Consider the following 13,383-nt stretch of genomic DNA (forward strand, 5'->3'; position numbering starts at 1 on the left):
TATGGGACAGATACAAGTACTGGATAAAATTACAATTGATAAGATCGCAGCCGGTGAAGTAATTGAACGTCCGGCTTCTGTTGTGAAAGAACTTGTAGAGAATGCAATTGATGCCGGAGCAACTGCCGTTGTGGCAGAAATCCAGGAAGGCGGGATTTCTTTCATTCGTATTACAGATAATGGATGCGGAATTGCAAAGGAAGATATTCCGAATGCATTTTTGCGCCATTCAACAAGTAAGATCCGTCAGGTGGAAGATCTTCTTCATATTCATTCCCTCGGATTCCGGGGCGAGGCGCTTTCGAGTATTTCGGCTGTTTCGCAAGTGGAATTAAATACAAAGCGACAGGAAGATGACTATGGAAACTGCTATCGCATTGAAGGGGGAGAAGAAGTTTCTTTTGAAACGGCAGGAGTTCCGGACGGAACAACCTTTCTTGTACGTCAGTTGTTCTATAATACTCCGGCAAGACGAAAGTTTTTGAAGACGCCAATGACGGAGGCAAGCCATGTCAGTGAGCTGCTGACAAGACTGGCATTGTCACATCCGGAAGTATCTTTTCAATTTATAAATAATGGTCAGACGAAAATACATACATCCGGAAACGGAAATCTCAAGGATGTTATTTATCATATCTATGGGCGGGAAATCGCAATGAATCTGATTGAGATTTCAGCAGAACAACATGGAATGAAAATTTCCGGATTTCTCGGGAAACCGATTATTACCAGGGGAAACCGAAATTATGAAAATTATTTTATTAATGGAAGATACATTAAAAATCAAATAGTAGCGAAAGCGATTGAAGATGCGTACAAAGATTTTTCGATGCAGCATAAATATCCGTTTACTGTTCTTCATCTGGAGATGCCGGGAGAAAACATTGATGTGAATGTACATCCAACAAAGATGGAGCTTCGTTTTAGTAATCAACAGGAAGTATACCGATTTCTTTATGAGACTGTAAATGCACATTTGCATGGAAAAGAGCTGATTCCGGAGGCTGAACTTCCGGAGCCAAAACTTCCGGAATCGAATGTTCCGGAAGTGAATGATACGAATTTAAAGGCTCCAAAATCAGGTCTTCCGAAAAGAGATTTCACGAAATCAGACAGAATAACAGAAGAGCCTTTGTCAAAAGAGGCATCAGACGGAACAAAACTGGATTATTTTATGCAGAAGATGCGGGATCGGGTATTGTCGTATCACAACCAGAATTCTCAGGCAGAGGTGGCAGGAAAGAGCGCCTTTGCAAAACCACAATTTCAGGCAGACCGGATTCGCGAGGCTGTGAATTATCGAAAGCAGACGGAACAACTATCTGCGGAACCAAAGCTGGCACCAAAACCGGAATCAAAGCAAGCTCCGGAAGGAAGGAAAGCGGAAGATAGTTCTGTGCAGCAGTTGGATCTTTTTTCAGAAAATCTTCTGAAACGGGAAACACTTGCACAGTATGAAATCGTCGGTCAGGTATTTGACACTTATTGGATCGTGCAGCTGCAAGATAAAATGTATATCATCGATCAGCATGCAGCCCATGAAAGAGTATTGTATGAAAGAACGCTTCGGGGAATGCGTACAAGAGAGTATACCTCTCAGTACATTAGTCCGCCGATTATTTTGAATCTGACAATGCAGGAATCAGAACTGTTTTGTCGATATCTGGATCAATTCACGAGAATCGGATTTGAAATTGAACCATTTGGCGGTGATTCCTTTGCAGTGAGAGCTGTTCCGGATAACCTTTTTGGCATTGCTAAGAAAGAACTTCTGATGGAAATGATTGATTCTCTTTCGGATGAAGTGGGACCAAATCTCACCCCGGAGCTTATTGATGAGAAAATTGCCTCCATGTCATGTAAGGCCGCAGTAAAAGGAAACTCCAAATTATCATCGGCCGAAGTACATGCATTGATTGGAGAACTTTTGAAATTGGAGAATCCATATCACTGCCCGCACGGGCGTCCGACGATTATTGAGATGAGCCGTCGGGAACTGGAGAAGAAATTTAAGAGGATTGTATAAGATGAAGAAGCCGTTAATTATTTTAACAGGACCGACTGCGGTCGGAAAAACAAAAGCATCTATCGGACTTGCAAAAAAAATCGGCGGAGAAATTATCTCCGCTGATTCTATGCAAGTTTATAAATATATGGATATCGGATCTGCCAAGATCCGGCAGGAGGAGATGGACGGAGTTACACATCATTTGATCGATGTTCTTATGCCGGAAGAAGAATTTAATGTCGTGCGTTTCCAGAGCCTGGCAAAAAAGGCAATGGAAGAAATTTATGCAAAAGGACATATTCCAATTGTTGTGGGGGGAACTGGATTTTATATTCAGGCGCTTCTGTATGATATTGATTTTACAGCAAATGAAGAAGAAACATCGTATCGAAATGAGTTGGAAACATACGCAAAGTTGAACGGCGCTGAGGCGCTGCATGAGAAATTAAAGGAAGTAGATCCGGTTTCTGCCCAGACAATTCACGCAAACAACATCAAACGAGTAATCCGTGCACTGGAATTTTACCATCAGACCGGACAGAAAATCTCGGAGCACAATGCACAGGAACGTCAAAAGGAATCGCCGTATGCATTTGCATATTTTGTGTTGAACGATGATCGTAAGGTTCTTTACAACAGGATTGAAAAACGGATTGACCAGATGTTAGAAGAAGGACTTGTCGAAGAAGTCAGAGCGCTGAAAGAGCGTGGATGTACGCGAGAGCTTGTTTCGATGCAGGGGCTGGGATACAAGGAAATTCTGGCTTATCTGGAAGGTGAGATCACATTGTCTGAAGCAGTGTATCTCCTGAAAAGAGATACGAGGCATTTTGCTAAACGCCAGCTGACATGGTTTCGGAGGGAACGGGATGTTATCTGGATTGAGAAACAGGAGTTTCACAATGATGAGACTTTGATTTTAAATGAGATACTTCGGATTTTGAAGGAAAAGAAAATTACTGCAGCTGCAGATGGAATATAAGATAGCATTAGAAAGAGAAATGAGGAGAAGAATATGACGGAAATAACAACTATGTATCAGGCGCTTGGAATTTCTGAACCGGTTCTGAGATTTGGACGCGAGGTAGAAGCAAAATTAAAGGAACGGTTCGAGGAAATTGACCGGATTACAGAATATAATCAATTGAAAGTGATTAAAGGAATGCAGGACTGTATGGTCAGTGCAGAGTGTTTTAATTATGTGAGTGGTTATGGCTATAATGATTTTGGGCGTGATAAACTGGAAGAAGTTTATGCGAAAGTATTTCACACAGAGGACGCCCTTGTCAGACCACAGATTACATGCGGTACCCATGCGCTTGCGCTTGCACTCAGTGCAAATCTCCGGCCGGGCGATGAAATGCTTTCTATCTCCGGAAAACCATACGATACGCTGGAAGAAGTGATTGGAATTCGGCCGTCTCGCGGATCGCTTGCAGAATATGGCGTAACATATCAGCAGGTAGATCTGTTAGAAAATGGCGATTTTGATTTTGAAGGCATTCGCGCGGCTATCAATGAGCGGACAAAATTAATCGAAATTCAGAGATCAAAAGGTTATCAGACACGTCCGACACTTTCAGTTGCAAAGATAGGAGAGGCGATCTCCTTTGTAAAATCAATCAATCCACACATCATCTGTATGGTAGATAATTGTTATGGAGAATTTGTAGAAATGCAGGAGCCTAGTGATGTGGGGGCAGATATGATCGTAGGTTCTCTGATTAAAAATCCGGGAGGCGGACTTGCACCGATCGGAGGTTATATTGCAGGTACTCATGAATGTATTGAAAATTGTGCAGTTCGTTTGACATCCCCTGGACTTGGAAAAGAGGTTGGAGCTACACTTGGCGTTATGAAAGATTTTTACCAGGGATTTTTCTTAGCACCGACAGTTGTAAATGGCGCTTTGAAGGGAGCTGTATTTGCTGCAAATATTTACGAACAGTTAGGCTTTGCTGTTGTGCCAAATGGAAGTGAAAGCCGTCATGATATCATTCAGGCAGTTACATTTGGAACACCGGAAGGTGTCATTGCGTTTTGTCAGGGAATTCAGGCAGCAGCGCCGGTGGACAGCTATGTCACACCGGAACCGTGGGCAATGCCTGGCTATGACAGCGATGTCATTATGGCAGCGGGCGCATTTGTACAGGGCTCTTCTATTGAATTGAGTGCAGATGGTCCGATCAAACCTCCGTATGCAGTGTATTTCCAGGGAGGATTGACATGGGAACATGCAAAATTTGGTATTTTAATGTCATTGCAGAAACTTGTTGATGCCGGTATGGTTACATTGTAAAAGGAGTTTTATGAGACAGATAGTAATTGTCGGTGCAGGGGCGGCCGGTATGATGGCTGCCATTGCTGCGTCAAAGGCTGGCGCCCGAGTACTTTTGTTAGAGCAAAAAGACCGGATAGGAAAGAAAATTTTATCTACCGGAAATGGAAGATGTAATTTTACAAATACATATCAGACGCCGGAATGTTACCGCAGTCAGAATCCGGAATTTCCATGGAAAGTGATTCAGACATTTCCGGTGGAGCAGACGATTTCTTTTTTTGATCGTCTTGGTGTTTATGCCAAAGACAGAAATGGATATCTCTATCCAAACTCAGATCAGGCATCAGCGGTACTGGACGTGCTTCGAATGGAGCTGACGCGGCTAAAAGTGGATATCCATACCGAAGAGAAGGTATTAGAGATTAAGCCTTCCGGAAAGGGAGCTTCAAGAAGATTCCGGATTCGAACAGGGCAAAGATGTTATGAAGCAGATGCGGTTATCCTGACGGCCGGTTCTAAAGCTGCACCAAATACAGGTTCTGACGGAAGCGGCTATCCGTTAGCTCAGAAACTCGGTCATCGGATTGTTCCTGTAGTACCGGCGCTTGTACAACTTTGCTGTAAAGAATCTTTCTATAAAATCATATCAGGTGTGCGGGTGCAGGGGCGTGTTTCCATATGGTCCGGCGGGAAGATGCTTGCAGAAGACAGCGGAGAACTGCAATTGACCAATTATGGAATATCAGGCATTCCGGTATTTCAGGTAAGCAGATATGCTGCTTATGCGCTTTTAGATAAAAAACAGGTATGGGCAGAGCTTGATTTTCTTCCGGGACTTACAGATCAGGAAGTTATGCGGCTTTTAAAAAGGCGGATTCATAATCATCCGGAACAGACGGCAGAAGAGCTGTTCATTGGCTTGTTTCACAAAAAACTGGCACAGGTACTTGTACAGGAAAGCCGGATTTCAAGAAAAACATTGGGAAAAGAACTAACAGAAAAACAAATTTTGATGCTTATAGAGAAAATAAAGCATTTTAAGACAGAAGTAATAAAAACAAACCCATTTGAACAGGCTCAAATCTGTGCAGGCGGCGTAGATACGAGAGAGATCCATTCTGCAACAATGGAATCCAAACGTATCTCCGGATTGTATTTTGCCGGGGAGATTGTGGATGTAGACGGTATTTGCGGCGGATATAATCTCCAATGGGCGTGGTCAAGCGGTTATCTGGCAGGACAGAGCGCGGCAGAAAGGAAAAATATATGATTCGAGTTCATCAAGTAAAACTTCCCATTCCTCACAGTGAGGAACAATTCCGAAAAAAACTGGCGCAGACGCTTCGGGTTCCGGAAGGACAGATTCAGAAGTATGAGATCCGTAAGCAGTCGCTGGATGCGCGCAAAAAACCGCAGCTTTTTTACAGTTATACTGTAGATGTATCGGTTCCGAAAGAAGCGCAGGTATTAAAACGGCTGAAAGAATCTGTAGCTGGGAAGGCTCCGGAGAAGAGATATCAGTTTCCGGAAAGCGGTACAGAAATGCTGCGCCATCGTCCGGTTATTGTTGGATGCGGGCCGGCAGGTTTGTTTTGCGGGTATATGCTTGCGCTTCATGGATATCGACCGATTTTAATCGAGAGAGGGGCGCCGGTAGAGGAACGGATGAAAGATGTGGAAATGTTTTGGCAGACAGGATATTTAGATCCAGATTCTAATGTACAGTTTGGAGAAGGCGGAGCAGGAACATTTTCTGATGGAAAACTCAATACACTTGTGAAAGATCCGGATGGAAGAGGAGCTGAAGTATTGAGGATTTTTGCCGAACACGGTGCGCCGGAAGATATTTGTTATGTAAATAAACCGCATATCGGAACTGATATTTTGACGAAGGTAGTCAGAAATATGAGGGAATTTATTCTTAAACATGGCGGAGATGTATTTTTTCATACACAGATGACAGATATTGACATAAATCGAGGTCAGGTGTGTGGTATAATGGTGAAACATCTTCCAGAGGGAAAAGATTCCTACATAGAAACAGAAGTATTGATCCTTGCTCCGGGACACAGTGCAAGAGATACCTTCTTTCGTCTTTATGAAAGAGGGGTGGCAATGGAACCGAAGTCTTTCGCGGTAGGAGTGCGTGCAGAGCATCCACAGAAGATGATTAATATGGCTCAGTATGGAGATCAGCCGGAAGAAATACAGCAATATCTTGGAGCGGCTGCTTATAAAGTGACAGCAAATCTGGAGAATGGAAGAGGTGTTTATTCCTTTTGTATGTGTCCGGGCGGTTATGTTGTGAATGCTTCTTCGGAAGAAGGAATGCTTGCTGTGAACGGTATGAGTTACCGAGACCGGGCAGGAGAGAATGCCAACAGCGCTATTGTAGTGACAGTATCTCCGGAAGATTACGGTGCAGAAGATGCATTGGCTGGAATTCGTTTTCAAAGAGAACTGGAGCGGCGGGCATATGAAGCGGGCAAAGGAAAGATTCCGGTGGAGCGTTTGGAAGATTTTCTTTCAAAAACAAAAACGCCGCAGGAAGTGGCGGAGAACCTTGTCCATCCACAGATGAAAGGCGAATACTGTGTTGCAGATGTACGAGGAATTTTACCGGAGTTTATCGGAGATGCGATTGCCGAGGGGATGAACACATTTGGGCAAAAGATTCGTGGCTTTGATCATCCGGATACATTGCTTTCCGGTGTAGAAAGCAGAACATCATCACCGGTGCGGATTCCGCGAGATGCTGATATGCAGCATCAGATAAGAGGGTTGTTTCCTTGTGGAGAGGGCGCCGGATATGCCGGAGGAATCACTTCAGCAGCAATAGACGGCTTGAAAATTGCGGAAATGATTGCAGCACGTTTTCAAAAATGGATGTAGTTTTTACAGCAAAAAATGACTTTGGAGTTAAGAAAAATTTAATGATAAAGTTTTTGCAAAGTATATACACTATTTTTTAAATATGCTAAAATGAACTAAGTTTGTGAAAGAAATGGATTAGAGGAGGAGTATCAATGAGAGGTTCAGGAAGCAAAAATTCATGGGCTTTATTTTTGTTGATATTGACAGGAATTGTGCTTGGAGGCTTTATCGGAATGCTTGCGGATGGTGTATCATTCTTGAGCTGGCTGTCATATGGACAGGCATTTGGACTTCAGAATCCAGTTGTACTGAATCTTGGGGTAATGTCAATTACATTTGGACTCAGCATCGAGATTAACATTGCCAGCATTCTGGGCATGATTTTGTCTATTATTATATATCGCTTCTTATAATATCTGCTGTCTCATGGCGGCGTCTGCAAAAGAACTATGAATCAGACTTGTACAATGAAAGAAATGTTAAAAGAAGATCGGCCATATGAAAAATGTGAGCAGAACGGAGCAAAGTTTCTTACAGACAGTGAACTGCTCTCTGTTTTACTGAGGACAGGAACAAAGGGAATCACTTCTCTTGAACTAGCAAGAATGCTCCTGCACCCGGGAGGACCAAAGGAAGGACTGCTGGCTGTTCATACATGGTCTTATGAAGCGCTTCTTAAAATCCCCGGAATCGGAAAAGTAAAAGCGCTTCAGATCCTCTGTCTCTCAGAACTGGCAAAACGACTAGCAAAAGCAGAGGCGGAGGAATCTCTTTGTTTTGACAATCCGTCTTCCATTGCGGCGTACTATATGGAAGAATTTCGACATCAGGAGCAGGAACTTTTGATGCTGCTGCTTCTAAATACAAAATCTAAGCTGATCGGAGAACGGATTATTTCTAAAGGGACGGTAAATTCTGCGATTATTTCTCCGCGGGAACTGATGATTGAAGCATTGAGGTATCAGGCTGTTTCTATGATTCTGGTTCATAATCATCCGAGCGGAGACGCATCGCCCAGTCATGCAGATATTATGGTAACACAGCAGATTGCAAAAGCGGGTGCGCTGATCGGCATTGAGCTTTTGGATCACATCATTTTGGGTGATCGCTGTTATGTCAGTATGGCAGAACAGAAGCTGCTGGAGCAAAAATATTATGAATGCAACTAGATTTTTAATCAGATTATTATGGTAGGTGGATGATAGCATGAAAAAGCGAAATAAATCGTCATTGTCAAATAAATACTGGGTACTGATCCTGTGCCTGATCTGTATTTTAATGATGGGGCTGTCCCTGTTATCCAGCAAGGCAAGCGGACCGTTCCGTTTTATTGCAGGATATACAGTTGTGCCGATGCAGAAAGGGATTAATACGATAGGAGTATGGCTCAGCGATCTGACGGATAATTTCGAGACGCTTCAGGAATTAAAAGCAGAAAATGAGACGTTAAAAGAGCAGATAGATGCATTAACTCTGGAACGTAATAGTCTGCAGCAGCAGCAATCGGAGTTGGAACGTCTTCAGGCTCTGTATAAATTGGATCAGAACTATTCAGATTATGAGAAGATAGGCGCCCGGGTTATCGCTAATAACGGGAGCAACTGGTTTAATTCTTTTACGATCGATAAAGGCTCCAATGATGGAATCAAAACAGATATGAATGTGATTGCAGGAAGCGGACTTGTAGGAATCGTTACCGAGGTTGGGCCTAATTGGGCGGAAGTGCGTTCAATTATTGATGATGAAAGTAAAGTCAGCGCCATGATGCTCTCTACCTCCGATAATTGTATTGTGAATGGCGATTTAAAATTAATGAATGACGGACGAATTCGCTTTGAACGTTTGCCGAATACAGGCAAAGAAATTGCAGCCGGAGAATATGTAGTAACATCTGCTATCAGCAGTCGATATGTCCAGGGAATTCTCGTTGGCTATGTAGATTCTATCGAAGAAGATTCGAATAATCTTACTTGCTCAGGATATCTGACTCCGGCAGTGGATTTCCAGCATTTGCAGGAAGTACTTGTTATTTTAACAACGAAACAGGAATTAACCGGAAAAGAAGAATAACGGCGGGGTTATCAGAAAGGAGCGCGTATCAACGTGAAAAGAAAAATTGTAACAGCAGTTTTTATCGTAGTATTTTTCCTGCTGCAGACAACCGTATTTCAGCATTTGGCTTTTGCTTCCATTCTCCGAATTTTATGATTATTCTGGCATCTTCTTATGGGTTCATGCGTGGTAAAAAAGAAGGAATGATTGTTGGATTTGTTTCCGGTCTTTTCATGGATGTATTTTATGGAGTTGGTTCCATGATCGGCGCTTACGCATTGATCTATCTGTTGATCGGATACTGTAATGGCTTTTTTAACAGAATGTTTTTTGAAGATGATATCAAACTTCCAATTCTATTGATTTCTGCAAGTGAGCTTGTATTCGGACTTTGTAATTATATTTTCCTTTACATGATGCGGAGTAAATTTGATTTTTGGTATTATTTCTGGAATATTATCGTGCCGGAACTTGTATATACGATCATTATTACATTGTTTTTATATCCATTGATTTTATATGTAAATCAACGCTTGGACGATGACGAAAAAAGGGGTGCTGGTAAGCTTGTTTAACCGGATCAAAATTACATTTAAAAATGTTATAAAATCCAGAGGTTTTGTTTTGATTATTGCATTCTGCATATTATTTTCCACACTGATTTACCGTGTGTTTGACTTGCAGATCGTAAATGGGCAGAACTATTTGGAAGATTATAAATTATTAATACAGAAGAAAAAAGAACTCAAGGGAACAAGGGGACGGATCTATGACCGTAATGGTAATGTACTTGCGGATAATAAGCTTGCCTATGCAGTTACCATTGAAGATGACGGATCATTTGATGCAGAAACACGAGCAGAAAAAAATGATGTGATCAATGAGACGATTTTGAATGTCATTGATATTGTAGAATCCAATGGAGACAGTATTGTGAATGACTTCAATATCCTTGTAAACAGCAATGGAGAATATGAATTTGCCATGAGCGAGGGAACGCGGAGACAGCGTTTCATTGCCGATGTGTACGGGAAGCGGACCATTGATGAACTGAGTACGAAACAAAAGAATGCTACCGCACAGGATATTATGGATTTTCTCTGTGAAGACGAAAAAAGCGGTTACAATATTGATCAGAAAAAATATGACAAGGCAACGGTAGTAAAGCTGACAACGATTCGTTATGCTATGCATTTGAACAGTTACCAGAAATACATTCCGGTAACGATTGCCACAGATATTAAAGATGTGACAGTAGCTGCGATTGAGGAGCATCTCGATACGCTTTATGGCATTGATATTGCAGAAGATTCTGTCCGTACCTATCCGGATGGAATGTATTTTGCACCGCTGCTTGGCTATACGGGCAAAATCTCCCAGTCAGAATATGAAACACTGTCAGAAGAGAAGGATAGTAATTACTCTCTGACAGATATTGTTGGAAAAGCCGGGATTGAGCAGTCTATGGATCAATATCTGCAAGGTACAAAAGGAGAAGAAACTGTCTATGTAGATAATGTGGGAAAAGTTGTAGAGTCTCAGAAAGTGTCTGCAGCGAAAGCAGGAAATGATCTCTATCTTTCCATTGATAAGAATCTTCAGATCGCAGCATATCGCGTGATCGAAGAAAAGTTAGCGGGTATTTTACTGAGTAAGATCCAAAATATTATGAACTATACGCCGGATCCGGAAAGTGATTCAAAAAATGTAATCATTCCAATTGATGATGTGTATTTTGCGCTGATCAACAACAGCATCCTTGATATGGATCATATTGCGCTTGCAGAAGCCGGGGCAAATGAACAGGCGATTTACGGTGCTTTCCAGGTACGACTGGAGCAGTCTCTGGCAGAACTGTCTGCACAGCTTTCTAACCCGCAGGCGCTGCATATAGTGAACTTTCAAAAGAAATGCAGGCGTATATGAATTATATTGCAACCACATTGCTGACGACAAATATCGGAATTATACAGAAAGACAAAATTGATACAAATGATGAAATGTACAAAGCATGGATGGAAGACGAATCCATCAACCTTTATACGTATTTGAATCATGCAATTTCGAAAAACTGGATTGATACATCTGTGTTACAAAATTATATGTCTGCAGATGCAAAATATTCCGATGCCTCTGAGATTTATCAGGCAATCCTGACATTTACACTGGACCACTTAAAAACAGATGATGCTTTTGCAAAACTGGTATATCGCTATATGATTAAAGACGGTACAATCAGCGGAACCGAACTTTGCCTTGCTCTGTTTGAACAAAACGTTCTGGCGAGAGATGAGGCTTCGATAAATGGACTGTTAGATGGCTCGCTGTCATCCTACGACTTCATTCGCGCAAAGATTCAGTCGCTCGAGCTGACTCCGGGAGCGCTGGGACTTGAGCCGTGTACCGGTTCTATTGTTATGACAGATGTAAACACCGGAAGTACGATTGCCTGTGTCTCTTACCCTGGGTATGATAATAACCGTCTGGCAAATACAATGGATACTGCTTATTATTATGAGCTTCAGACAAGTTCTTCAAGACCATTTTATAATAAGGCGACACAAGAGAGAACTGCTCCCGGATCTACGTTCAAAATGGTTTCTTCTGCAGCAGGTTTGACAGAAGGCATTATTGACGGCGGTACAAAAATTAATTGTTCCGGTGTGTATACAAAGGTAACACCGAGTCCGAAATGTTGGATATACAGTGGGGCACACGGCAGTATCGGAGTAGAGCGGGCAATTGATGTATCATGTAACTGCTATTTTTATGAAGTCGGTCATTTACTGGGAGAAACGGTTTCTTATAACACAGAAACAAAAGAAAATGAAACTTCCTACTCAGACAGTCTTGGAGTTAATAAACTGGCATCTTATGCAGCAGAATTTGGTTTAGACAAGAAGAGCGGACTTGAGATTCCTGAATCAGAGCCGAACATTTCTGATACGGATGCCGTTCGTTCTGCTATTGGTCAGGGTACTAATATTTATACGGTAAGTCAGCTGGCTCGTTATGTGACTGCAGTTGCCAGTCGGGGTAATGTGTATTCTCTATCACTTTTGGATCATACGCAGGATCTGGACGGCAATGTCATTGAAACATTTACACCAGAACTTCTAACCAAAATGGAGAATATTTCCTCCACTAGCTGGAATCTGATCCAGGATGGTATGGCGGATATGGTTAAAAATTCGTCTACATTTTCTGATATGAGATCTTTGGATTTTGAAATGTCCGGCAAGACCGGAACCGCACAGCAGAGTACGACTCACGCGGATCATGCGCTTTTTGTAGGATATGCACCGAGTGTTAATCCGGAGATTGCGCTTGCCGTTCGAATTGCAAATGGATACAGCTCTTCTTATGCTGCAGAGATTGGAAGAGATGTTGTCAAATACTATTATCATCTTGTTGATGAATCGTCATTGATCCATAACCAGGCTGCCGAGCTTGGAGCTGCGATTGCAGGAGATTAATGCGAAAGAAGGTAAAAATATAATGAAACCCTCCGTAATCATCAAAAGCAGCAGATATGGCATTCTTGTACACCTGGATCGGGAAATTCCGTTTCCGGAGCTTCTTGACCGGGTGGAAGAGAAATTTGCATCTTCTGCGAAATTTTTCAAAGAGGCAAAAATGGCGGTCTCATTTGAAGGCCGTCCTTTGAGTCAGGCACAGGAAGAAGCATTGATCAGCCGAATTTCTGAAGCAGGTAAAGTAAATATTATCTGCATCGTTGATCAGTCGGAACATACAGAGCTTGCATACCGCAATGTGATTAATAACTGCATTGCTGATTTTGCAAGACAGGATGGACAGTTTTACAAAGGAACACTGAAAAGACATCAGATATTGGAATCCGAGACGAGTATTGTCATTCTCGGAAATGTGGAGGAAGGCGCCCGTGTCGCTGCAAAAGGGAATGTGATCATACTCGGAACAGCTTCCGGACATATTCATGCCGGAATTGCGGGAGATCAAGAGGCTTTTATTGCGGCTCTTGCATTTTGTCCGGGACGCCTGAAAATTGCCGGGCGTGGGATCAGATATTCCCGCTGCTCTGAAAAAGAAGAAATTACATTCTGTCCGCAAATTGCAGTTCTTCAGAATGCAAAAATTAAAATGTTTCCGCTTGCGGGAATGGGACAGTAAGATCAGGAGGAATCGA

At 42.3% G+C, this 13,383-nt stretch carries 12 protein-coding genes; all 12 read left to right on the forward strand.

What is annotated here, in order from left to right:
* The first annotated feature begins 1 nt into the window (after position 1).
* The 12 genes from mutL to DWX73_RS05610 all read left to right on the forward strand — a co-directional run bounded on the left by mutL (position 2) and on the right by DWX73_RS05610 (position 13,367).
* Entirely contained in the window at positions 2–2,026 is a 2,025-nt protein-coding gene (mutL, locus tag DWX73_RS05560) for a DNA mismatch repair endonuclease MutL (protein ID WP_118347660.1), read from the forward strand.
* A gap of 1 nt (position 2,027) precedes the next feature.
* A complete protein-coding gene (gene miaA / locus DWX73_RS05565; protein WP_118347662.1) occupies positions 2,028–2,990 on the forward strand; it encodes a tRNA (adenosine(37)-N6)-dimethylallyltransferase MiaA in 963 nt (320 codons plus the stop codon).
* A gap of 33 nt (positions 2,991–3,023) precedes the next feature.
* Positions 3,024–4,307, forward strand: a complete 1,284-nt coding sequence (locus DWX73_RS05570) for a methionine gamma-lyase family protein (RefSeq protein ID WP_118347664.1) — start codon at positions 3,024–3,026, stop codon at positions 4,305–4,307.
* 10 nt (positions 4,308–4,317) lie between these two features.
* Positions 4,318–5,559 carry an NAD(P)/FAD-dependent oxidoreductase gene (locus tag DWX73_RS05575; RefSeq protein WP_118347666.1) on the forward strand — a complete coding sequence of 414 codons (1,242 nt, stop codon included), beginning with the start codon at positions 4,318–4,320 and terminating at the stop codon, positions 5,557–5,559.
* A complete protein-coding gene (locus DWX73_RS05580) occupies positions 5,556–7,181 on the forward strand; it encodes an NAD(P)/FAD-dependent oxidoreductase (protein WP_118347668.1) in 1,626 nt (541 codons plus the stop codon). Before DWX73_RS05575 ends, DWX73_RS05580 begins: the two co-directional genes overlap by 4 nt.
* A gap of 134 nt (positions 7,182–7,315) precedes the next feature.
* Positions 7,316–7,576 (forward strand): DUF4321 domain-containing protein, encoded by a 261-nt coding sequence (locus DWX73_RS05585; protein ID WP_118347670.1) that lies wholly within the window; start codon positions 7,316–7,318, stop codon positions 7,574–7,576.
* 36 nt (positions 7,577–7,612) lie between these two features.
* Complete coding sequence (radC, locus tag DWX73_RS05590) at positions 7,613–8,332, forward strand: RadC family protein (protein ID WP_118347672.1); 720 nt, start codon at positions 7,613–7,615, stop codon at positions 8,330–8,332.
* A gap of 37 nt (positions 8,333–8,369) precedes the next feature.
* Entirely contained in the window at positions 8,370–9,233 is an 864-nt protein-coding gene (gene mreC, locus DWX73_RS05595) for a rod shape-determining protein MreC (protein ID WP_118347674.1), read from the forward strand.
* A gap of 164 nt (positions 9,234–9,397) precedes the next feature.
* Positions 9,398–9,790: a rod shape-determining protein MreD gene (mreD, locus tag DWX73_RS05600; protein ID WP_330413497.1), complete on the forward strand. Its 393-nt coding sequence runs from the start codon at positions 9,398–9,400 to the stop codon at positions 9,788–9,790.
* Between the two features lie 49 nt (positions 9,791–9,839).
* Entirely contained in the window at positions 9,840–11,141 is a 1,302-nt protein-coding gene (locus tag DWX73_RS14800) for a hypothetical protein (protein ID WP_330413498.1), read from the forward strand.
* Positions 11,138–12,691 carry a penicillin-binding transpeptidase domain-containing protein gene (locus DWX73_RS14805; RefSeq protein WP_330413499.1) on the forward strand — a complete coding sequence of 518 codons (1,554 nt, stop codon included), beginning with the start codon at positions 11,138–11,140 and terminating at the stop codon, positions 12,689–12,691. The genes DWX73_RS14800 and DWX73_RS14805 overlap by 4 nt, the downstream gene beginning before the upstream one ends.
* Positions 12,692–12,713: 22 nt before the next feature.
* Positions 12,714–13,367 (forward strand): septum site-determining protein MinC, encoded by a 654-nt coding sequence (locus DWX73_RS05610; protein ID WP_118347720.1) that lies wholly within the window; start codon positions 12,714–12,716, stop codon positions 13,365–13,367.
* Positions 13,368–13,383 lie beyond the last annotated feature (16 nt).

It is taken from the genome of Coprococcus sp. AF21-14LB (assembly GCF_003458885.1).
In the GTDB taxonomy this organism is placed as follows: domain Bacteria; phylum Bacillota; class Clostridia; order Lachnospirales; family Lachnospiraceae; genus UBA9414.